Here is a 20,134-nt window from a genome sequence, read left to right on the forward strand (position 1 = left end):
CGACCCTCTCTGTGCGCGTGGTGCGCGAAGCGTCAGCGAACGACGACGGCGAGGACGTCGCGAGCCGACAGGACGAGGAACTCGTCACCGCCGAACTTGACCTCGGTGCCGCCGTACTTGCTGTAGATCACACGGTCGCCGACGGCGACGTCGAGCGGGACGCGGTTGCCGTTGTCGTCGATACGGCCCGGTCCGACCGCCACGACCTCGCCCTCCTGGGGCTTCTCCTTGGCGGTGTCGGGAATGACCAGACCGCTGGACGTGGTCTGCTCGGCCTCGACCTGCTTGATGACGATGCGGTCCTCGAGCGGCTTGATGGAAACCGACACGGGTCTACCTCTGCTTTCCTTGAGAATCAAGACTCGTTAGCACCCACACGCTGAGAGTGCTAACGAGAGTCTAGGCAAGCACCTGGCACTCTCGCAACGTGAGTGCCAGATGATGACGGATGCCGCATCCGCCGCCCCCGCAGCGCCCACCGCGAGCGCGCCTAGGCTGGTGCGATGGACATGGCCGAGCTGACCGCCCTGCTCACTCCCGAGGGCCTGCGCCTGCTCGACGATCTGGGCACGGTGACGTCGACCGATGAGGTCGCCGCGGCCGTCTCGCGCCTGCGGAAGGCGGGCCACTCCCCCGACCTGGTGTCGGCCGTCGTCGGTCAGGCACGACTGCGGGCCAAGGGGGCCGCGAAGTTCGGCCCCTTCGCCGACCGCATGCTCTTCACCCGCGCGGGCCTCGAGCAGGCCACGCGCCTCGGCGTCGCCGCCCGCCATGCGGCGCGCTTCCGCGATGCCGGCTTCACGCGGGTCGCCGATCTCGGCTGCGGCATCGGCGGAGACGCCCTCGGACTCGCCGCGCTCGGCATCACGGTCGACGCCGTCGACGCCGACGAGGTGACCGCGGCGATCGCGGCGTACAACCTCGCTCCGTTCGGCGAGACCGCACGGGTGCGTCACGCGACGGCCGAGCAGGCGGCGGAAGACCTGTTCGCCGAAGACGCGAGCGAGGCTGCGCAGGCGGTGTGGCTGGACCCGGCCCGGCGGGCGGCGGGCCACGGCGAGACCTCGCGGACCGCGCCGGCGGACTGGTCGCCGTCGCTGGAGTGGTCGTTCGCTCTGGCCGATCGGGTGCCGGCGGGCATCAAGCTCGGGCCGGGGCTCGACCGCGACCTGCTGCCGGACGGCGTCGAGGCCCAGTGGGTGAGCGCGGACGGGTCGACGATCGAGCTCGTGATCTGGTCGGGGGCGCTGGCGCGCCCCGGCGTCGCGCGGGCGGCGCTGGTGATGCGCGGGGACGCGGCGTGGGAGCTGACGGCGGCCGCCGATGCCGAGGACGAGCCGGCCCGCGAGCTCGGCGCGTTCCTGCACGAACCCGATGGCGCGGTGATCCGCGCACGCCTCATCGGCGAGGTGGCGCGCTCGCTCGAGGCCGGCACGCTCGATCCCCGCATCGCATACCTCACCGGCGACACCGCGGTGACGAGCCCGTTCGTGCAGTCCTTCCGCGTCCGCGAGGTGCTGCCCAGCGACACCAAGGCGCTCGGCGCGGCGCTGCGGGCGCGCGGCATCGGGCGTCTGGAGATCAAGAAGCGCGGCGTCGACATCGATCCCGCGACGCTGCGCACGAAGCTGAAGCTGCGCGGCGACGAGGCCGCGACGCTGTTCGTCACCCGCATCGGGTCGAGGCGCACGACGATCCTCGCCGACCGCGTCGACGCCGCCTGACACCGGTTCGACAGCCGGCTCAGCCCAGGAAGTTCGTCGGGATCGCGCTCAGCAGGTTGGCCTGCGTGGCGGCGAACCACAGCCACCCCGCGCTGTAGAGGATCGACAGCACGGCCAGGACGATGGCCCAGATCGCCACCGAACGGCTCTCGGTGGGCCGGCGGAGGGCGAGGATGCCCGAGATCACCGCGACGAGCCCGATCGGGAAGCCCCAGCCGACGAAGAGCGAGGCGGCGAGCCCCATCACCGCGAAGGCGAGCGCCCACGCCGCCAGGCCCCGCTGTGGTCCGGCGGGCTGGATCGGCGCCCAGACCGCGTCGGTGTCGACGGTCGGGCCGGTGGGGACGGTGACGTCCACCGGACCGGTGGGCAGGCGCGAGAAGCCGCCGCGGTGCTGGCCGGGCAGCGTCGACGAGGCCGCGGACGACTCGACGTCCGACGACGGCGGCTCGACCCGCAGCTGCGGCTTCTCGGCGGCGGGATCGCTCATGCGGCGTCGCCGTCTCTATCGCGGCTGTCGTCCGGGTCGCCTGCGGTGCGCGCGGCGACCTGGATCTCGGTGACCGGCAGGGTCGAGTCGGCGCCGAACTCCAGCGTCGACGGCGGCCGACCGGATCGGATCAGCTCGGCGGCGAGCGCGGCAATCATGGCCCCATTGTCGGTGCACAGCGACAGCGGAGGGATGCGGACCGTGACGCCCGCGGCATCCGCTCTCTCGATCGCGGCGTCGCGAAGCCGCTTGTTGGCGATGACGCCGCCGCCCAGCAGGAGGCGCGGGACGCCGTGGTCGTGGCACGCCGCGAGCGCCTTGGTGACGAGCACGTCGACGACCGCTTCGCGGAAGGATGCCGCGACGTCCGCGACCGGGATGTCACCGCCCTCGGCGGTGCGCTGCTCGACCCACCGCGCGACGGCGGTCTTGAGCCCCGAGAACGAGAAGTCGTACCGGTGCCGCGCCATGTCGGAGGCGCGCGAGAGCCCGCGCGGGAAGCGGATCGCCGCGGGGTCGCCGCTCGCGGCCGCGCGGTCGATCTCAGGGCCGCCGGGATAAGGCAGGCCGAGCAGACGCGCGACCTTGTCGAACGCCTCGCCGGCGGCGTCGTCCATGGTCTCGCCCAGCATCTCGACGTCCGAGGTGAGGTCGCGCACGAGCAGCAGCGAGGTGTGGCCGCCCGAGACGAGCAGCGCGACCGTCGGGTACTCGATCGGGGGCGCCGAGGCGTCCAGGATGTCGGCGGCGATGTGTCCGACGAGGTGGTTGACGGCGTAGAGCGGCCGATCGAGCGAGACTGCCAGGGCCTTCGCGGCGCCGACGCCGACCATGAGCGCACCGGCGAGCCCGGGGCCGCTCGTCACCGCGACGGCGTCGAGGTCGCCGAGGGTGACTCCGGCTTCGGCGAGGGCGGCGCGGATCGCCGGTTGAAGCGCCTCGAGGTGGGCGCGTGCGGCCACCTCGGGCACGACGCCGCCGTAGCGGGCGTGCTCGTCCATGGAACTGGCGATGGTGTTGCTCAGCAGCGTCCGGCCGCGGACGATGCCGATGCCGGTCTCGTCGCAGCTGGTCTCGATGCCGAGCACCAGGGGTTCGTCGCGGTTCATGCCGCCGCCCATCCGGCGACCTTCAGTCGCATGACGACGGCGTCCACGCCGTCCGGCTGGTAGTAGTTCGCCCGGCGGCCGAGCTCCTGGAAGCCCTCCGAGGCGTACAGTGCCTGCGCGACCGGGTTGTCGGCGCGCACCTCGAGGAAGAGGTCGTGGGCACCCCGTCGCGCGGCCTCGGCGATGAGCGTGCGCAGCAGCGCGCGGCCGCGACCGCGGCCACGCGCGCCGTCGGCGATCGCGATGGTCTGGACGTCGGCATCCGCCGCCCCCTGCACAGCCCGCAGGCCCGCGTACCCGATGAGGCGCCCGGCCTCCTCGACCACCACGTACCAGCCGTGGGGCGAGGCGAGTTCTTCGCGCATCATCGACGGCGACCACGCGTCGGTCGGGAACGAGGCGCGCTCGAGCGCCATGATCGCGTCGAGGTCGTCGACGGTCGCGGGGCGCGTGGTCATGCCGTCACCCGCTTCGGGCCGGTCGGCGCGGTCACGTCGGGCGAGCGCAGGTACAGCGCGTCGGCGGGACCGATCGTGCGTCCGGCGGCGAGGGCGCGGGCACCGGCGAGCGCGAGCATGGCGGCGGGGATGCGCTCGGCATCCCGGCGCAGCGCCCCCCGGCCCTCGAGGACGCCGTCAAGCTCGTCGCGGGGCACGAGGGCGGCCTCGGAGAGGCGGACGGGCAGTCCGTCGTCGTCGAGGCCGCGGTAGACGGTGTAGGCGTACTCGCGCCGTCGCGCGTCGGTGGCCACCGCGAAGGGCTGGTCGATCGACTCCTCGTAGCCCCCGGTGAGGGCGTCGTGCAGCAGCAGCTCGAGGGCGACGGCGTCGTGGCTCGGCACCGGAATGACCGGCACGTCGCGGCCGAGGGCGAAGGTGCGCGCGGCGGCGATCCCGACGCGCAGACCGGTGAAGGGTCCGGGACCCATGCCCGCGGCGACGTGCGTGATGTCGGATGCCGCGACCTGCGCCTCGGCGAGCACCCTCTGCAGGAGCGTGCCGATGACTTCGGCGTGCCCGCGCGGATCGGCGCTCTCGAGCTGGGCCCGGACGACGCCGTCGTGCTCGACGACCGCCACCGCGGTGCCGAGGGACGTGTCTATGCCGAGGATCACGCGTACCAGGTTAGTCGCGCGCCCGGCGGGTGATCGTGACGAGGCGGGGGGCGTCGGCGTCGAGCTCTGCGGTGGCCTGGGGATTCACCGCGCACGCGTCGTCCATGCCGCGGCCGTGCCACTCCCGGTCGAGCTCGACCTCCCACCACGTGTCACGGAGGGCGTCGACCATCCCGCGTCCCCACTCCACGATGGTGACCGAGGCGTCGAGGTCGATGTCGAGATCGTCCAGTTCGACGGCGGAGCCGAGGCGGTAGGCGTCCACGTGGACGAGCGGGGCTCCGCCGACGAGCGACGGGTGCGTCCGCGCGATCACGAAGGTCGGGCTCTGCACGGGTCCGCGCACGCCCAGTCCCGCCGCGATGCCGCGCGTGAGGGTGGTCTTGCCTGCTCCGAGCGGACCGGTCAGGACGACCAGGTCGCCGGGGCGCAGCATCCGGCCCATCTCTTCACCGAGCGCCTCCATGTCGTCGGGCGAGGCGATCTCGCGGCGCCCGGCCAGCGCGTCGAGTCCGGTCATGGGCGTCCTCCCCCGCTCACTGCGACACCTGCCGCCGCGCCACGCGCGGCCCGATGCGGGTGACGATCTCGTAGTTGATGGTGCCGGCGGCGTCGCCCCAGTCGTCGGCCGACGGGACGCCGAGGGTGGCGTCGCCGAACAGCACGGCCTCGTCGCCGACGGTGACGGGGTGGTCGCCGACGTCGACGACGAACTGATCCATCGCGATGCGGCCGGCCACCGTGAAGCGGCGGCCGCCGATGGTCACCGGGCCCCACGTGGACGCCTGCCGGGGAACGCCGTCGGCGTACCCCAGCGGCACGAGCGCGAGGGTCGTGTCGCGGGTCGTGCGGTGGACGTAGCCGTACGACACGCCCTGACCTGCCGGCACCCGGCGGACGGCCGCGATCGCGCCGCGGAGGGTCATGGCCGGCCGCAGTCCGAGGTCGGCCGAGGTGCGGTCGGCGAAGGGCGAGAGCCCGTAGATGCCGATGCCCAGGCGCACGCACCCGAGGCGGGTCTCGGGCAGGTCAATGGCGGCGTGCGTGGCGGCGATGTGCCGCAGCGGCGGGGCCAGCCCGACGGATGCCGCGACGCCGAGCCCCTCGTGGAACGAGCGCAGCGCGGCGCGGTCGTCGTCGGCGGATGTGTTCGACAGGTGGCTGAAGATGCCGAGGACGCGGAGCTTGCCAATGCGCTCCAGCCGCGCGGCCTCGCTGAGCACGACACGCCAGTCGGACGGCGCGATGCCGTTGCGGCTGAGGCCGGTCTCGAGCTTGAGGTGCACCGAGACCGGACGGTCGACCGTCGCCGCGGCGGCGGCCTGGAGGAGCTGGTCGGAGCTCGAGACGCCGAGTTCGATGTTCAGGGCGGCCGCTTCGGCGAACGAAGCGCCGGGAGCATGCAGCCACGCCACGAGGGGCGCGTCGATCCCCGCGCGCCGGAGGGCGATCGCCTCGGCCACGTCGGCGACGCCCAGTCGTGCCGCACCGCCCTCGAGGGCGGCCGTCGCCGAGCGCACCGCGCCGTGGCCGTAGCCGTCGGCCTTCACCACCGCGATGACCTCGCTGTCGGTGAGGCGCCGCAGATGGCGCACGTTCGCGGTGATAGCCGAGACGTCGATGAGCGCCTCGCGCATGACGCCGGGAGGCATGCGGGTCATGCGGAGCCTCCCGTGGGCGACGTGGCGGCGAGCTCGTTCACAGACGCCGATGCGGACGCCGATGCGGACGCCGATGCGGGCTCCGACTCGGCGACGACGTAGGCGGTGGCCAGGCCCGCATCGTGCGACATCGACAGGTGCAGCGCCGTGATGCCGCGCTCGCGGATGACGGCGGCGGTCGATCCGGTGAGGGTGAACCAGGGCCGGCCCGAGGCCTCGGGGGTGATCTCGATCTCGGTCCAGTGCAGCCCGTCCGAGCCGCCGAGCGCCTTGATGAGGGCTTCTTTGGCGGCGTACCGCGCAGCGAGGGAGCGCGGTTTGAGGGCGCGTTCGGCGTCGGAGAACAGCCGCTCGAGGAGCCGCGGCGTGCGCTGGATCGTCCGCTCGAAGCGGGCGATGTCGACGAGATCGACCCCGATGCCGACGATCACCGGTCCTCCCCTCGCGCCGCACCCGCGGCTCCGCCACCCTATCGCGCCGTTCCCACGCCCTGCCGGGACCCCTGTTCGACGCGGGTGGATCACAACTCCTGCAGGTACACCACCGGCGCCGTCGGCATCGGCGTCCGACCTGCAGGATTCCGCGGTTGCCGCACGAGACGGCTCCGCCCGGTGCAGGAGTTGTGATCCTGCACCGGGCCGGGAGCCGGTGGTGCCCCGAGCCCTACCGCCCTACTCGACGGTGACGGACTTCGCGAGGTTGCGCGGCTGGTCGACGTCCAGGCCCTTGGCCGTGGCCAGGCCCATCGCGAAGATGTGCAGCGGCACGACGGCCAGGAGAGGCTCGAAGAGCGGGCCGGCCAGGGGGATGCGCAGCACCTCGTCGGCGAAGGGCAGCACGGCGGCGTCCCCCTCCTCGGCGATCACGATCACGCGCGCTCCACGGGCGCGGATCTCCTGGATGTTCGACACGACCTTCTTGTGCAGCTCGGCGGACTCGCGCGGCGACGGCACGATGACGAACACCGGCTGACCCGGCTCGATGAGCGCGATGGGGCCGTGCTTGAGCTCGCCGGCGGCGAAGCCCTCGGCGTGGATGTAGGCGAGCTCCTTGAGCTTGAGCGCGCCCTCGAGCGCGATCGGGTAGCCCACGTGCCGTCCGAGGAACAGCACCGACCGGGTGTCGGCCATCCAGTGCGCGAATTGCTCGATGCGACTCTGCTCGCGGTCGAGGATCTGCTGGATCTTCGCCGGCACGGCTTCGAGCTCGCGCACGTTGTCGGCGGCCTGTTCGGCCGTCAGCGCACCGCGCACGCGTCCGATGTGGAGGGCGAGCAGGTACAGGGCGGTGATCTGCGCGACGAATGCCTTCGTCGAGGCGACCGCGACCTCGGGACCGGCGTGGGTGTAGACGATCGCGTCGGACTCGCGCGGGATCGTCGCGCCCTGGGTGTTGCAGATCGACAGCGTCTTGGCCCCCGCCTCACGGGCGTACTTGACGGCCATGAGCGTGTCCATAGTCTCGCCCGACTGCGAGATCGAGACCACGAGCGTGTCGGGTCCGATCACCGGGTCGCGGTAGCGGAACTCGTGGGCCAGCTCGACGTCCACCGGCACCCGCGCCCACTGCTCCAGGGCGTACTTGCCGACGACGCCGGCGTAGGCGGCAGTGCCGCACGCGATGACGATGATGCGCGTGATGTCGGCGAACAGCCCGTCGAGGCCGTCGAGCTCGGGGATGGCCACCGCGCCGTCCTTCACTCGTCCGCGGACGGTGTTGGCGACGGCATCCGGCTCCTCCGAGACCTCCTTGGCCATGAACGACGACCATCCGCCCTTGTCGGCGGCTGCGGCATCCCACATCACCTCGAACGGCTCGACGTCGACCTCGTCGCCGCTGAAGTCGGTGACCTCGACGCCCTCGGGCGTGATCGCGACGATCTCGTCCTGTCCGATCGCGAGGGCGCGACGGGTGTGCTCGACGAAGGCGGCGACGTCCGAGGCGAGGAAGTTCTCGCCGTCGCCGAGGCCGATCACCAGCGGCGAATTGCGGCGCGCGCCGACGACGAGGCCGGGGTGGTCGCGGTGCATCGCCAGCAGTGTGAAGGCGCCCTCGAGGCGGGCGACGACCATGCGGAACGCCTCGACCAGGTTGCCGCCGGCCTCGCGGTACTCGCGGCCGAGGAGCACGGCGGCGACCTCGGTGTCGGTCTCGCTGCGGAAGGTGTAGCCCTCGGCCACGAGCTCGCTCTTGAGCTCGGAGAAGTTCTCGATGATGCCGTTGTGGATGACGGCGAGCTTGTCGTCGTCGGCCAGGTGCGGGTGCGCGTTGGCATCGGTCGGGCCGCCGTGGGTGGCCCAGCGGGTGTGGCCGATGCCGGTCGTGCCGTCGCTCAGGGGGTGCGCCGTGAGGTCGTCGCGCAGGATCTTCAGCTTGCCGGCGCGCTTGCGCATCCCCAGGTCGCCGCCGCCGTCGATGACGGCGATCCCCGCCGAGTCGTAGCCGCGGTACTCGAGCCGCGACAGGCCGGCGAGGAGGATGGGCTGGCTCTGACGCGGGCCCACGTATCCGACGATTCCACACATGCGCTCGATGCTATCCCGGCCCGGCATGCGAGATGGCTGAACGGACCGGATGCCGCGACAGCCGGGCGCGGCATCCCTGACGCTACGATGGGCGCGATGTCCGCCGACGACGCGACCGCGACCGCACCCGCCCTCTCGCTATACCGCGAGATCGACCGGGCGGAGTGGTCGCGGCTGGCGGCCGGGATGGCGCAGCCGCTCAGCGAGACCGAGGTCGTCCAAATCCGGGGCCTCGGCGACCGTCTCGACATCGCCGAGGTGGCGCAGGTCTACCTGCCGCTGTCGCGCCTGCTGTCGCTGTACGCGGAGGCGACGAAGCGCCTGGGCGACGACACGGCCGAGTTCCTCGGGGATGCCGCGGCCACGACCCCGTTCGTGGTGGGGGTGGCCGGTTCCGTCGCCGTGGGCAAGTCCACGATCGCGCGCCTGCTGCGCGAGCTCATGAGCCGCTGGCCCGGAACCCCCCGCGTGGAGCTGGTGACGACGGACGGCTTCCTCTACCCCAACGCCGAGCTCGAGCGGCGGGGACTGATGGACCGGAAGGGGTTCCCGGAGTCCTACGACCGCCGTGCGCTCGTGGCCTTCCTCACCGAGGTCAAGAGCGGCGCGGCCGAGGCGCGGGCGCCCTTCTACTCGCACATGCGGTACGACATCGTGCCGGACGCCCACGTGACCGTGCGCCGCCCCGACGTCGTCATCGTCGAGGGCCTGAACGTGCTGCAGCCGCCGCCCACGCCGAACGACGTGGCGGTGAGCGACCTGTTCGACTTCTCGATCTACGTCGACGCCGACACCGACGACATCACCCAGTGGTTCGTGAACCGCTTCCTGGCGCTGCGGCGCGGGGCGTTCGCCAACCCGAACTCGTTCTTCAACGTGTTCGCTCACCTCTCGGACGACGAGGCGGTCGAGACGGCGCTCGGCTACTGGAACGACATCAACCTGCCGAACCTGCGCGAGAACGTCCTCCCCACCAAGCATCGCGCCACGCTCGTGCTCGAGAAGGCCGTGGACCACACGGTCGAACGCGTGCTGCTGCGCAAGCTCTGAGACGAGACCCGCGGCAGGTTCCGGCATCCGCGCCACATCGCGGCAGCCGAGTCACACCGCCGCGGCAGGTTCCGGCATCCGCGCCACATCACGGCAGCCGAGTCACACCGCCGCGGCAGGTTCCGGCATCCGCGCCATCGATCGGTGTAGCGGATGCCGCGAACTGCCGCGGTGGGAGTCGCGCGCCCGTCGCGAGCGGAACCGACAGCCGGCCCCGCCGCGGATGCGGACTGACGGGATCTACCCGCGGGCGAAGAGCTTCGCGAAGAACCCGGACGAGGGCGCCTGGTCGTGGCCCTGGCAGCGCTGCGAGTTCGGGATGCCCCGCAGCACCTGGTCGACGTGCTGACCGCAACCGGCCCACGTGGTCTTTCCGCAGGTGCGGCAGCTGACGGCTCGGCACATGGGTGCTCTCCTGTTCTGCGCGACGACGATCGTCCGCGCTACGTGGAGATAATACCCCCGGGGGTATCTATCGGTGAAATCGGCGGGGGGACTCCGCACCACTACCCTTGGTCCGTGCGCTTGGGAGTCCTCGACATCGGGTCGAACACCGTCCATCTGCTCGTCGCCGACGTCCGGCCCGGCGGTCGGCCCCTCGCGGCGACCAGTCAGCGCACGGTGCTGCGCCTGATGCGCTATCTCGGACCCGACGGCGAGATCACCGACGAGGGTGTCGCCGCGCTCGTGTCCGCGGTGTCGGAGGCGCGCCGGGTCGCCGCCGCCGAGAACGTCCACGAGCTCCTCGCGACGGCGACCTCGGCCGTTCGCGAGGCCGCCAACGGCACCGAGGTCATCGCCCGGATCGAGGAGGCCCTCGGGCAGCCCCTCCAGGTGCTCGGCGGCGAGACCGAGGCGCGCTACACCTTCCTCGCCGTCCGCCGGTGGTTCGGCTGGTCGGCGGGGCAGATCCTGCTGTTCGACATCGGCGGCGGGTCGCTCGAACTGGCCGCGGGCGGCGACGAGCTGCCCGACGTGGCCGAGTCGGTGCCGCTGGGCGCCGGCCGCATGACCGTGCAGTTCCTGCCGGACGATCCGCCGGGCGCCGACGCGATCGACGCCCTGCGCGCGCACGCGGCAGGGGTGCTCGCGCCGGTCGCCGAACGCTTCTCCGCCCAGCCGCGGCCCGATCACGTCGTCGGCTCGTCCAAGGCGATCCGCTCGCTCGCCAAGCTCGCCGGCTACCCGGTGCCCGGCTGGTCGGGCATCGAGCGCATGGTGCTCCCCCGCAAAGAGCTCAAGGCGTGGATCCCGCGGCTCGCGCGCATCCCCGCCGACACGCGGCAGGAGCTGCCCGGCATCACCGCCGACCGGACGTTCCAGATCGTCGCGGGCGCGGTGGTGCTGCACCAGGCCATGAAGGCCATGGATGTCGAGGAGCTCGAAGTCTCGCCGTGGGCGCTTCGCGAAGGTGTGCTCCTGCGCTACATCGAGTCGCTCAGCTGGAACGCTCCGGGCGCGTAGCACCCTTCGCGACCAGTCGGTCTCCGTGCCAGGCCACCGGCATCGGGTCGGTGACTCCGCCCACGAATCGTCCCTCGTCGTCGGCGTGGCGGAATGCGAACAGCAGCCACTGCCCGTCCTCGCGCCGCCGCAGCAGACGCCCGACGTACAGCGAGTCGTCGGTGAGCGGGTAGGCGGCGCTGATGTCGAACGGACCGAGCACGCTGTCGGCCGTCACCGCCCACGTGCCGCCGCGGGACCCGCGCCGCGCTGGGGTGGCCTGGCCCTCCAGGCATGAGAACAGCAGCACCGGGCGCCCGTCGACCACCTCGACCTGGAACACCTCGAGCTGACCGAAGCCGTCGTCGCTCGGGACCGACAGCGGCTCGCGCAGCTCCCAGTCGCGCAGGTCGGCCGACCACGCGTGGCCGACGACGCCGCGACCGTCGACGGGACCCTCGGGCGCGCGTGCGGTGATGAGCATGTGCCAGCCGTTCCGCTCGGGATCGGCGAACACCCAGGGGTCGCGGAAGGCCTCGTCATGCCACGCGTCGCTGTCGAGCTTCTCGTACCAGGGCCCGGTGGCCTCGAGCACCGGCCCCCCGGACTTCGTCCACGTCAGCAGGTCGCGGGAGGTCGCATAGCCGATGCGCTGGATGTTCTTCCCGTTCTCGGCCAGCGACGAGCCCGTGTAGAAGAGGAACCACGTGCCGTCCGGGTGACGGATGACCGACCCCGTCCACGTGGCGAGGTCGTCGAACGCGGGGGCGTCGCTGCGCACGAGGGCGTCGGCGACCTGCGTCCACTCGACGAGGTCGGTCGAGACGGCGTGGCCGATCGAGGCGCGGTAATGGCGCGCGTCGGGGTCGTGCAGCGCGCGTGAGGCGTACAGGAAGAACAGGTGGTACGTCTCGCCGTCGTCGGCGAACCAGTAGTCCCACACCCAGGAGCCGGGGAGGTCGAACATGGTGAATCCTTCGGTCGTCAGCGCGCGCTGGGCGCGGGGGTATGGGGGTGCGTGTCGAGCGGGTCGAGCTCGTCGCGGCGGGGTGGGTCGGCTCCGGGCCGCGAGACGGTGATGGCCGCGGCGCGGGCTGCGCGTCGCAGCATCCGTTCGAGGTCGTCGGGCCGGATGCCGCCCCCCGGCGCCCGCAGGCGGCCGGCGGTCGCGTCGAGCGAGACCAGGCCGTCGACGATCGCGCCCATGAAGGTGTCGCCGGCGCCGACGGTGTCGACGACGGCGGTTCGGACGGCGGGGATGCGGTGCACGCCGTCGGCGGTCACCGCGAGGGCGCCCTCGCCGCCGAGGGTGAGGACGACGAGCGCGGGACCGCGCCGCTGCCACTCCTGCGCGACGTCTTCGACGGCACGGCCCGGGTGGAGCCACCGCACGTCCTCGTCGCTGGCCTTGACGACGTCCGCGAGCGAGATGAGCTCGTCCACCCGCGCACGCACGGCTGCGGGATCGTCGACGAGCGACGGGCGGATGTTGGGGTCGTACGTGACCGTCGCGGACGACCGCAGGCGTCGGACCAGCGCGACGACCTGGCCGGCGCCCGGCTCGATCACCGCGGCCACCGAGCCGATGTGCAGGATGCCCGCGGATGCCGCGGCCTCCCCCGCGGCATCCGCGGCCAGGTCCCACTCCAGGTCGAACTCGTAGCGCGCGGCGCCGGTGGTGTCGAGGCGGGCAATCGCGGTCGAGGTGCGGGGCGCCGGAGTCGCGGTGACCTCGACGCCCGACGCGGCGAGCCAGCCGCGGATGCGCCGGCCGTGGTCGTCATCGGCGAGGCGGGTGATCAGCAGCGGGTCGCGTCCGAGGCGCCCGAGGGTGAGTGCGACGTTGGCGGGGCTGCCGCCCGGAGCTTCGTCGACGGTGCCGTCGACGCGGTGGACCACGTCGACGAGCGCCTCGCCCACCACGACGATGCGCGATCCCCCGGTCATCCCTTCACCCCGCTCGCGGCGATGCTCGAGACGAACGCCCGCTGGAACACCAGGAAGACGATGAGCACCGGCAACGTGATGAGCGACGTGTAGGCCATGACCTCGCCCCACGCGGTGTTCAGCTGGAAGAAGTACTGCATGCCGACCATGACCGGGCGCAGCTCCTCCTTCTGCACGACCATGAGGGGCCACAGGTACTGGTTCCACGCCGGGAGGAAGGTGAGGATCGCCACGGTCGCGAACGCCGGTCCCGACAGGGGCACGAGGATGCGGCGATAGATCGTGAACCAGCTCGCACCGTCGATGCGCGCGGCCTCGTCGAGGGACTTCGGGATCGTGGAGAAGTACTGCGTGAACAGGAAGATCGAGAACGCGTTCGCGATGAACGGGACGATCTGGACCTCGTAGGTGTTCAGCCAGCCGAAGTCGTACTTGAGGATGCCGCCCTCCATCACGAGCGTCGGAAGCTGAGCGACCCAGTAGACCATCGGCACCGCGATCGTCTCGAACGGGACGATGAGGGTGGCGATGACGATCGCGAGGACGACGAAGCGGCCCTTCCACTCCAGGCGCGACAAAGCGAACCCGGCCATGGAATTCACGACCAGTCCGAGCCCCACGGTCAGCACGGTGACGAGCACCGAGTTGAACAGGAACTGCGCGACGGGCACGCGGTCGAACACCCCGAAGTAGTTGTCGAGGCTGATGTCGCCGACGGGCAGGAACGCCATGGGCGAGTCGATGTCCTGCAGGATCTGCGCGTCCGGCTTGAGGCTCGAGACGAACATGAACACCAGCGGGAACAGGAACAGGATGCCGAAGAGCGACATCGTGACGTAGAGCGCGATCTTGCCGCGGATGCGGTGGGACGACTCGCTCTGGGGCTTGGTGGCGGACATGTCAGTCCTTCTCTCGCGTCAGCCGGCGCTGGATGAGCGCGATGATGAGCACGGCCACGAAGAAGATCAGCGAGATCGCGGCGGCGTAGCCGATCTCCTGCTGCTCGTAGCCCTTGCGCACGGCGTGGAAGACGATGGTGGAGGTGGAGTTCACGGGACCGCCCTGGGTCATGACGTCGATCTGGACGAACAGGCCGAGGGCCGCGATGGTGATGGTGACCAGGACGAAGACCATGGTGGGGCGAAGGCCCGGCCAGGTGACGTTGGTGAACTGGCGCCAGGGGCTCGCGCCGTCCATCTTCGCGGCCTCGTAGAGCTCCTCGGGGATGGTCTGCAGCCCCGACAGCCAGATGATCATGTGGAACCCGACGGCCTGCCAGATCGACAGCACGATGATGGCACCGAGCGCGGTGTCGGGGTTGTTCAGCCAGTCGGTGCCCTGCCAGGCACCGAACGTGACGGCGTCGATGAGCGAGTTGATGAGCCCGTCGCGCTGGTACATGAACTTCCACAGGATGGACACCACGACGATCGAGGTGACGACCGGGATGAAGAAGATCACGCGGAACGCGGTGACCCCGCGCATCCGGCGGTTGACCAGCACCGCCAGCAGCAGTCCGATGCCGGCCTGAACGGGGACGACCACGAGGGCGAACAGCGCGGTGTTCCATGCCGACTGCACGAAGACGGGGTCGGCGGCGAAGGCGCGGATGAAGTTGTCGAAGCCGACGAACCGCGGCGGGTTCGGCGAGATGAGTCGAGCGTTGGTGAACGACAGGGTGAAGGCGAGGATCACCGGGATGATCAGGAACAGGACCAGCAGGATGCCCGCGGGGGCGATCATGCCGAATCCGGCCCAGGTCTCTCGGCCCCGGATGGAGCGGAAGCGACGGGAGGCGCGCCGAGGCTGCTCGGCTGCGACCGTCGGAGGTGTGACAGTCATGGTGTGCTCTTCTCGAGCGCGCCGGCGGGAGCGGGATCGCCCCCGCCGGCGCACCTGGATGATGGGCTAGAAGCCGTAGCCGTCGTTCGAGGCGATGTTCGCGTCGATCTCGGAGACGGCGCGGTCGAGCGTCTCTTGGACGTCGGCGCCGTTCATGATGTCCTTCGCGGCCGTCTCGAAGGTGGTGGAGATCACCGCGTAGGCGGGGGTCTCGGGGCGCAGCACCGCGTACTCCTGCGAGAACTCCACGAACGGGCGCAGCTCGCCGTCGTCACCGAAGTACTGCGACGCCTGGGCGGCGCCCTCGGTCGCGGGGATCACGAACTGCTTGTCGGCGAACTCGGTGATGTACTCGTCCTGGAAGCTGAACTCCAGGTAGGCGCGGGCACCCTCGGGGTCGTTGCACTCGGACGAGATCGCCCACTGCCACGAGCCGCCGCCGATCTTCGGGCCGGTGCCGAGGTCCGGCGGGGGCAGGATGAGCAGGTCGTCGCCGACCGATTCCAGCGCCGCCGGGGCGTTCCAGACGCCGGTGTAGCTGAGGGCCACCTCGTCGTCGACGAACTCCTGGTTGCCCACCGTGCCGCCGTTGCCGGCGTAGCCGTCGGCGAAGAGCCCGGCGAACCACTCGCCCCATGCGACGGCCTCGGGGCCGTTGAGCACGCCGTCGGCGCTGAGCATGGAGTCGCGGTCGATGAGATCGCCGCCGAAGCTCTGCACGAAGGGCGAGTACGCGTACGGCCACCACTCGCCGGTGTCTTCGGCGCCGATGTCGAGCGGGGTCTCGTATCCGGCATCCTGAAGCGTGGCCAGCACCTCGCCGAACTCGTCCTGGGTCCAGGGCTCGTCCATGGTGGGGATCCGGATGCCGTTCTCGGTCAGCACCGACTCGCGGGCGAAGATCGACAGTGCGGCGTCCCAGTAGCCGGCCGAGTAGATCTCGCCGTCCCACACGCCCACGGCGGTGGGCAGCAGCGAGTCGGTCAGCTCGGTGGGCAGGCCCAGCGGCTGGAGGTAGCCGGCCCACGCCCAGTTCGGCATGATCGGACCGTCGAGGTCGAGCAGGCAGGGCAGATCCCCGGATGCCGCGGCGGCGACGATCGCGTCGTTGTAGGCGCCCTGGGGGAAGGACTCCTGGACGACTTCGTAGTCGTCCTGCGAGTCGTTGAAGTCGGAGATGATCCGTTCGTAGACCTCGAGCTCGGCCGGGTTCCCGGCGGAGTGGGTCCACATCGTGAGCTGGGTGCGGCCGTCCTCGGTCGTGGCGTCGCCCTGACCCGCCTGCCCGCATCCGGTCAGGGCCAGAGCCCCGACGAGTCCTGCCGATACGAAGATCGGCGTCGTCCTGCGCATCATTGTGGTTTCCTTTTCTTGGTGCTCCACTCCCGCGTGGAGCACCGGTCGGGGGGCGCCGTCGGCGACCCTTCGGTGTGTCAAGCCCGTCGCCGGTTCTGTTTGCCGACATGCGCCGGCGGCGGGCCCACGGAGTCTCGTCGGATGACGGGGCACTCCATCAGGTGCGTGACGTCCTCGTCCCCCGCGCGGACGCCGAGCGCGACCTCCATCGCCCAGCGCCCCATGTCGTAATGGGGCAGCGCGATCGTGGTCAGTGGGGGGTCCTGCTCCGCGGCGATCAGCTGCTGGTCGTCGTACCCGACGACCGAGAGGTCTCGCGGAATCTCGAGGCCGCGGTGGTGCGCGGCGGTGTAGACGCCGACGGCCATGCGGTCGTTGAAGCAGAAGATGCCGGTGGGACGCTGGTCCTCGGGCAGCTCCAGCAGCCGGTCGGTGGCGATGCGGCCGCCGCGGGCCGTCGTCTCGGCGCGAACGTGGAGCGCCGGGTCCACCGCGATGCCCGCATCGGCGAGCACTTCGAGGTAGCCCTCATGGCGCAGCGCCGACGCGATCGGGGCGTCGTCGGTGTCGATGTAGGCGATGCGTCGGTGACCGGCGGCCACGAGTTCGCGCACGGCCGACACTCCCCCGGCGCGGTCGTCGGGGACCACCGAGCGGAATCCCCCGTTCTCGGGCCGGCAGTCGAGGAAGACCGTGCCCGCGGGCAGGCTGGCCGGCGCCGCGACCACCTGATGCCACATGCACGCATAGATGAGCGCGTCGACCTGCTGCGCAGTGAGGGCGCGGATCGCGTCCGCTTCGATCGCGCTGTCGCCGCCGGTGTCGATGAGGAAGACGAGGTGGCCGTTCTCGCGAGCGGCGTCCTGCGCGCCGGCGAGCATGTCACCGGCGAACGGGGTCGTCGCGATCTGGTCGGAGATGAGACCGACGGTGCGGGTCTGCTGCGTGCGCAGCCCCCGGGCCACCGAGCTCGGGGCGTACCCGATCGCCCGGGCGGCCTCGCGCACCCGCTGGCGCGTCTCGGCCGAGATGCGGGATTCGACGTCGTTCATGACGAGCGAAACGGTCGTCACCGACACGCCCGCCGCTGCCGCGACATCAGAGATCCGAGCCCGAACCACGTTTCCACATCCTTGTGATAAATCGATTTATCCGACAGGCATGATTATGAACCTCCTTCGCTGCCCGCGTCAAGTAACACGTCCATAACACCCGTCGGAACAGTCGTTCAGGATCACAATTCCTGCATCCGGGGCCCCTCGGCGGGGGCGGCGCGCGACCAGAATCCCGTGATTCCAAGGGAACGCGTCACTGACCGGCGGCGAGCTGCAGGAGTTATGATCCCCGGCGGCGCCTGGACTCGCCGTCTGAGGCGGTCTTCGGGAACGTGGCCCCGCTCCCGTCGCGCGGTCGCTACAGGGCGAGGCGCTCGCGGACGACGTCGGCGAGCGTGTCGGCGTGTCGACGGGCGTCCTCTTCTGATGCCGCTTCGACCATGACGCGCACGAGCGGCTCGGTTCCCGACGCCCGCAGCAGCACGCGTCCGGTGTCGCCGAGTTCGGCTTCGGCGGAGGCGACGGCCGCGGTCACCTCCGGGTCCGAGACGCCGTCGCGGTCGACGCCCTTCACGTTCACGAGCACCTGGGGGTAGACGGTCATGATCGATGCGAGCTCGGCGAGGGTGCGGCCCGTGCGGGCCATCTCGGCCACGAGGTGAAGGCCGGTGAGGAGGCCGTCGCCGGTCGTGGCGTAGTCGCTCATGATGACGTGACCCGACTGCTCGCCGCCCAGCGTGTACGCACCCTCGGTCATCGCCTCGAGCACGTAGCGGTCGCCCACGCCGGTCTGCAGCACGCGGATGCCGTGATCGGCCATCGCGCGGTGCAGGCCGAGGTTGCTCATGACGGTGGCGACGAGGGTGTCGTCCTTGAGCCGTCCGCGCGTCTTCATCGACAGCGCGAGGATGGCCATGATCTGGTCGCCGTCCACGACGCGCCCCTGCGCGTCGACGGCGAGGCAGCGGTCGGCGTCGCCGTCGTGTGCGATGCCGACATCGGCACCGGCTTCGACCACCGCGCGGGCGAGTCCGTCGAGGTGGGTGGAGCCCACACCGTCGTTGATGTTCCAGCCGTCGGGGTCGGCGCCGATGACGGTGACCTGAGCACCGGCATCCTTGAACGTCTCGGGCGACACGCCCGAGGCTGCACCGTGCGCGCAGTCGAGGACGACGTGGAGTCCATCGAGCCGGTGGGGCAGGGACGCGAGCAGGTGCACCACGTAGCGGTCCTCGGCGTCGGCGAAGCGCCGGATGCGGCCGACCTGGGCGCCCGTCGGCTGCAGCTTGGGCCCGGTCAGGGCGGCTTCGATGCGCTGCTCGACGATGTCGGGAAGCTTCACGCCACCGCGGGCGAAGATCTTGATGCCGTTGTCGGGTGCGGGGTTGTGCGACGCCGAGACCATGACGCCGAAGTCGGCGTCCATGTCGGCGATGAGGAACGCGGTCGCCGGGGTCGGCAGAACGCCCGCGTCGAGGACGTCCACACCAGACGAGGCGAGACCGGCTTCGACCGCGGCGGAGAGGAACTCCCCCGAGATGCGCGGGTCGCGTGCGACGACGGCGGTGAGGCGCTTGCCGGCGGCGCGGCGCGCCTCGGCCGTACGGCCCTGGCCCAGGACGACCGCGGTCGCCTGGGCCAGGGTGAGTGCGAGGTCGGCGGTGAGGGGGCCGTTGGCCAGCCCCCGCACCCCGTCCGTGCCAAAAAGCGGCATCGGAACCCGCGGGATCAGCGCTTCGAGTACTGAGGCGCCTTGCGGGCCTTCTTGAGACCGGCCTTCTTGCGCTCCTTGACGCGAGCGTCACGCGACAGGAAGCCGGCCTTCTTCAGCGTCGGGCGGTTGTGCTCGGCGTCGATCTCGTTGAGCGCGCGGGCGATGCCCAGACGCAGTGCGCCGGCCTGGCCGGAGGGGCCGCCACCCGAGATGCGGGCGATGACGTCGTACGCGTCGGTGAGGTTCAGCACCGTGAAGGGGTCGGTGACCAGCTGCTGGTGCAGCTTGTTCGGGAAGTAGTCCTCGAACGAGCGGCCGTTGATGGTGATGGTGCCCGAGCCCGGAACGAGGCGCACGCGAGCGATGGCCTCCTTGCGACGGCCGACAGCGGCGCCGGGAACCGAGAGCACGGGGCGCTCGGCCGCGACGGCGGCGGTGTCGACGGGGGTCTCGGTCGAGAAGTTCTGCGGGGTGTCGTTGTTCGCCACGAAAGTGTCCTTAGTCTGTCCGGCGCTTACTGGGCGACCTGGTCGAGGGTGTACGTCTTGGGCTGCTGCGCACCGTGGGGGTGCTCGGCGCCGCGGTAGACCTTGAGCTTGGTGAGCTGCTGGGCACCCAGGCTGTTCTTGGGGAGCATGCCGCGGACGGCCTTCTCGACAGCGCGCTCGGGGTTCTTCGTGAGGAGCTCTTCGTAGGTGACCGACTTGAGGCCGCCCGGGTAGCCCGAGTGACGGTAGGCCTTCTTCTTCTGGAGCTTCTGACCGGTCAGGGCGACCTTGTCGGCGTTGACGATGATGACGAAGTCACCGCTGTCGATGTGGTTGGCGAAGGTCGGCTTGTGCTTGCCGCGGAGGAGGGCGGCCGCGTGCGAGGCGAGGCGTCCGAGGACGACGTCGGTCGCGTCGATGACCAGCCACTCGCGCTGGGTCTGGCCAGCCTTGGGGGTGTAGGTGCGCGTCACTGTAGTGCTGCTTTCTTGATCGAACGGAGAAGTTCGTGAATCCCGCTCCGGGGTGGTTCTCCGGCCGAGGGCCGGCGGAACACGCCAGTGGAGGGCTCACGTTCGCAGTGCGCAGTCAGCAGGACGCACGCACCAACGAGTCA

The 20,134-nt window shown here is 71.0% G+C and carries 22 protein-coding genes; 3 read left to right on the plus strand and 19 right to left on the minus strand.

What is annotated here, in order from left to right:
- Window positions 1–32 precede the first annotated feature (32 nt).
- On the minus strand, window positions 33–329 hold the full coding sequence (groES, locus tag NFR93_RS11805; RefSeq protein WP_251453483.1) for a co-chaperone GroES: 297 nt from the start codon (window positions 327–329) through the stop codon (window positions 33–35).
- Between the two features lie 174 nt (window positions 330–503).
- Between groES and NFR93_RS11810 the strand changes: the two genes are divergently transcribed.
- Window positions 504–1,724, plus strand: a complete 1,221-nt coding sequence (locus NFR93_RS11810) for a class I SAM-dependent methyltransferase (protein ID WP_251453484.1) — start codon at window positions 504–506, stop codon at window positions 1,722–1,724.
- Between the two features lie 19 nt (window positions 1,725–1,743).
- Here the strand turns inward: NFR93_RS11810 and NFR93_RS11815 are convergent, their stop codons facing one another.
- The 8 genes from NFR93_RS11815 to glmS form a co-directional block, all read right to left on the minus strand.
- Window positions 1,744–2,214, minus strand: a complete 471-nt coding sequence (locus NFR93_RS11815; RefSeq protein ID WP_251453485.1) for a hypothetical protein — start codon at window positions 2,212–2,214, stop codon at window positions 1,744–1,746.
- On the minus strand, window positions 2,211–3,323 hold the full coding sequence (gene tsaD / locus NFR93_RS11820; RefSeq protein WP_251453486.1) for a tRNA (adenosine(37)-N6)-threonylcarbamoyltransferase complex transferase subunit TsaD: 1,113 nt from the start codon (window positions 3,321–3,323) through the stop codon (window positions 2,211–2,213). The genes NFR93_RS11815 and tsaD overlap by 4 nt, the downstream gene beginning before the upstream one ends.
- Window positions 3,320–3,781: a ribosomal protein S18-alanine N-acetyltransferase gene (rimI, locus tag NFR93_RS11825; RefSeq protein ID WP_251453487.1), complete on the minus strand. Its 462-nt coding sequence runs from the start codon at window positions 3,779–3,781 to the stop codon at window positions 3,320–3,322. The genes tsaD and rimI overlap by 4 nt, the downstream gene beginning before the upstream one ends.
- Window positions 3,778–4,437: a tRNA (adenosine(37)-N6)-threonylcarbamoyltransferase complex dimerization subunit type 1 TsaB gene (gene tsaB, locus NFR93_RS11830; RefSeq protein ID WP_251453488.1), complete on the minus strand. Its 660-nt coding sequence runs from the start codon at window positions 4,435–4,437 to the stop codon at window positions 3,778–3,780. The genes rimI and tsaB overlap by 4 nt, the downstream gene beginning before the upstream one ends.
- Before the next feature lie 10 nt (window positions 4,438–4,447).
- Window positions 4,448–4,957: a tRNA (adenosine(37)-N6)-threonylcarbamoyltransferase complex ATPase subunit type 1 TsaE gene (gene tsaE, locus NFR93_RS11835; protein WP_251453489.1), complete on the minus strand. Its 510-nt coding sequence runs from the start codon at window positions 4,955–4,957 to the stop codon at window positions 4,448–4,450.
- Window positions 4,958–4,973: 16 nt separating this feature from the next.
- Window positions 4,974–6,098: an alanine racemase gene (alr, locus tag NFR93_RS11840; protein ID WP_251453490.1), complete on the minus strand. Its 1,125-nt coding sequence runs from the start codon at window positions 6,096–6,098 to the stop codon at window positions 4,974–4,976.
- Window positions 6,095–6,529 carry a holo-ACP synthase gene (locus NFR93_RS11845; RefSeq protein ID WP_251453491.1) on the minus strand — a complete coding sequence of 145 codons (435 nt, stop codon included), beginning with the start codon at window positions 6,527–6,529 and terminating at the stop codon, window positions 6,095–6,097. The genes alr and NFR93_RS11845 overlap by 4 nt, the downstream gene beginning before the upstream one ends.
- A 240-nt stretch (window positions 6,530–6,769) precedes the next feature.
- Entirely contained in the window at window positions 6,770–8,623 is a 1,854-nt protein-coding gene (gene glmS / locus NFR93_RS11850; protein WP_251453492.1) for a glutamine--fructose-6-phosphate transaminase (isomerizing), read from the minus strand.
- 96 nt (window positions 8,624–8,719) lie between these two features.
- Here glmS and coaA point away from each other — a divergent pair, with 96 nt between their 5' ends.
- Window positions 8,720–9,673: a type I pantothenate kinase gene (gene coaA, locus NFR93_RS11855; RefSeq protein WP_502846287.1), complete on the plus strand. Its 954-nt coding sequence runs from the start codon at window positions 8,720–8,722 to the stop codon at window positions 9,671–9,673.
- Window positions 9,674–9,913: 240 nt separating this feature from the next.
- Here coaA and NFR93_RS11860 read toward each other — a convergent pair whose 3' ends face one another.
- The gene (locus NFR93_RS11860; RefSeq protein ID WP_251453494.1) at window positions 9,914–10,078 is read right to left on the minus strand and encodes a DUF8730 family Cys-rich protein; all 165 of its coding nucleotides are present in this window, start codon (window positions 10,076–10,078) and stop codon (window positions 9,914–9,916) included.
- A 114-nt stretch (window positions 10,079–10,192) separates the two neighbouring features.
- On the opposite strand from NFR93_RS11860, the gene NFR93_RS11865 reads away from it, so the two are divergent.
- Complete coding sequence (locus tag NFR93_RS11865) at window positions 10,193–11,137, plus strand: Ppx/GppA phosphatase family protein (protein ID WP_251453495.1); 945 nt, start codon at window positions 10,193–10,195, stop codon at window positions 11,135–11,137.
- On the opposite strand, the gene NFR93_RS11870 is transcribed toward NFR93_RS11865, so the two are convergent.
- From NFR93_RS11870 to rplM, 9 genes are all read right to left on the minus strand, one after another.
- Window positions 11,112–12,083: a glycoside hydrolase family protein gene (locus tag NFR93_RS11870; RefSeq protein ID WP_251453496.1), complete on the minus strand. Its 972-nt coding sequence runs from the start codon at window positions 12,081–12,083 to the stop codon at window positions 11,112–11,114. The two genes, NFR93_RS11865 and NFR93_RS11870, sit on opposite strands and share 26 nt — an antisense overlap.
- A gap of 17 nt (window positions 12,084–12,100) precedes the next feature.
- The gene (locus NFR93_RS11875) at window positions 12,101–13,063 is read right to left on the minus strand and encodes a carbohydrate kinase family protein (protein WP_251453497.1); all 963 of its coding nucleotides are present in this window, start codon (window positions 13,061–13,063) and stop codon (window positions 12,101–12,103) included.
- Entirely contained in the window at window positions 13,060–13,962 is a 903-nt protein-coding gene (locus NFR93_RS11880) for a carbohydrate ABC transporter permease (RefSeq protein ID WP_251453498.1), read from the minus strand. The genes NFR93_RS11875 and NFR93_RS11880 overlap by 4 nt, the downstream gene beginning before the upstream one ends.
- Window position 13,963: 1 nt before the next feature.
- Window positions 13,964–14,905: a carbohydrate ABC transporter permease gene (locus tag NFR93_RS11885; RefSeq protein WP_251453499.1), complete on the minus strand. Its 942-nt coding sequence runs from the start codon at window positions 14,903–14,905 to the stop codon at window positions 13,964–13,966.
- Between the two features lie 66 nt (window positions 14,906–14,971).
- The gene (locus tag NFR93_RS11890) at window positions 14,972–16,261 is read right to left on the minus strand and encodes a sugar ABC transporter substrate-binding protein (RefSeq protein ID WP_251453500.1); all 1,290 of its coding nucleotides are present in this window, start codon (window positions 16,259–16,261) and stop codon (window positions 14,972–14,974) included.
- A gap of 77 nt (window positions 16,262–16,338) precedes the next feature.
- The gene (locus NFR93_RS11895) at window positions 16,339–17,382 is read right to left on the minus strand and encodes a LacI family DNA-binding transcriptional regulator (protein WP_251453501.1); all 1,044 of its coding nucleotides are present in this window, start codon (window positions 17,380–17,382) and stop codon (window positions 16,339–16,341) included.
- Between the two features lie 292 nt (window positions 17,383–17,674).
- Complete coding sequence (gene glmM, locus NFR93_RS11900; RefSeq protein WP_251453502.1) at window positions 17,675–19,030, minus strand: phosphoglucosamine mutase; 1,356 nt, start codon at window positions 19,028–19,030, stop codon at window positions 17,675–17,677.
- A gap of 14 nt (window positions 19,031–19,044) precedes the next feature.
- Window positions 19,045–19,518 (minus strand): 30S ribosomal protein S9, encoded by a 474-nt coding sequence (gene rpsI, locus NFR93_RS11905; RefSeq protein ID WP_285814596.1) that lies wholly within the window; start codon window positions 19,516–19,518, stop codon window positions 19,045–19,047.
- 26 nt (window positions 19,519–19,544) lie between these two features.
- Complete coding sequence (gene rplM / locus NFR93_RS11910) at window positions 19,545–19,991, minus strand: 50S ribosomal protein L13 (protein ID WP_251453503.1); 447 nt, start codon at window positions 19,989–19,991, stop codon at window positions 19,545–19,547.
- Between the last annotated feature and the right edge of the window lie 143 nt (window positions 19,992–20,134).

This window comes from Microbacterium sp. Marseille-Q6648, from assembly GCF_943181415.1.
Classification (GTDB): Bacteria; Actinomycetota; Actinomycetes; order Actinomycetales; family Microbacteriaceae; genus Microbacterium.

What these genes read in the sequence shown, in the direction of transcription:
- NFR93_RS11810 (WP_251453484.1), top strand. Translation starts at nt 504, where the DNA reads ATGGACATGGCCGAGCTGACCGCCCTGCTCACTCCCGAGGGCCTGCGC.
- NFR93_RS11815 (WP_251453485.1), bottom strand. Translation starts at nt 2,214, where the DNA reads ATGAGCGATCCCGCCGCCGAGAAGCCGCAGCTGCGGGTCGAGCCGCCG.
- tsaD (WP_251453486.1), bottom strand. Translation starts at nt 3,323, where the DNA reads ATGAACCGCGACGAACCCCTGGTGCTCGGCATCGAGACCAGCTGCGAC.
- rimI (WP_251453487.1), bottom strand. Translation starts at nt 3,781, where the DNA reads ATGACCACGCGCCCCGCGACCGTCGACGACCTCGACGCGATCATGGCG.
- tsaE (WP_251453489.1), bottom strand. Translation starts at nt 4,957, where the DNA reads ATGACCGGACTCGACGCGCTGGCCGGGCGCCGCGAGATCGCCTCGCCC.
- alr (WP_251453490.1), bottom strand. Translation starts at nt 6,098, where the DNA reads ATGACCCGCATGCCTCCCGGCGTCATGCGCGAGGCGCTCATCGACGTC.
- glmS (WP_251453492.1), bottom strand. Translation starts at nt 8,623, where the DNA reads ATGTGTGGAATCGTCGGATACGTGGGCCCGCGTCAGAGCCAGCCCATC.
- coaA (WP_502846287.1), top strand. Translation starts at nt 8,720, where the DNA reads ATGTCCGCCGACGACGCGACCGCGACCGCACCCGCCCTCTCGCTATAC.
- NFR93_RS11860 (WP_251453494.1), bottom strand. Translation starts at nt 10,078, where the DNA reads ATGTGCCGAGCCGTCAGCTGCCGCACCTGCGGAAAGACCACGTGGGCC.
- NFR93_RS11870 (WP_251453496.1), bottom strand. Translation starts at nt 12,083, where the DNA reads ATGTTCGACCTCCCCGGCTCCTGGGTGTGGGACTACTGGTTCGCCGAC.
- NFR93_RS11875 (WP_251453497.1), bottom strand. Translation starts at nt 13,063, where the DNA reads ATGACCGGGGGATCGCGCATCGTCGTGGTGGGCGAGGCGCTCGTCGAC.
- NFR93_RS11880 (WP_251453498.1), bottom strand. Translation starts at nt 13,962, where the DNA reads ATGTCCGCCACCAAGCCCCAGAGCGAGTCGTCCCACCGCATCCGCGGC.
- NFR93_RS11885 (WP_251453499.1), bottom strand. Translation starts at nt 14,905, where the DNA reads ATGACTGTCACACCTCCGACGGTCGCAGCCGAGCAGCCTCGGCGCGCC.
- NFR93_RS11890 (WP_251453500.1), bottom strand. Translation starts at nt 16,261, where the DNA reads ATGATGCGCAGGACGACGCCGATCTTCGTATCGGCAGGACTCGTCGGG.
- glmM (WP_251453502.1), bottom strand. Translation starts at nt 19,030, where the DNA reads ATGCCGCTTTTTGGCACGGACGGGGTGCGGGGGCTGGCCAACGGCCCC.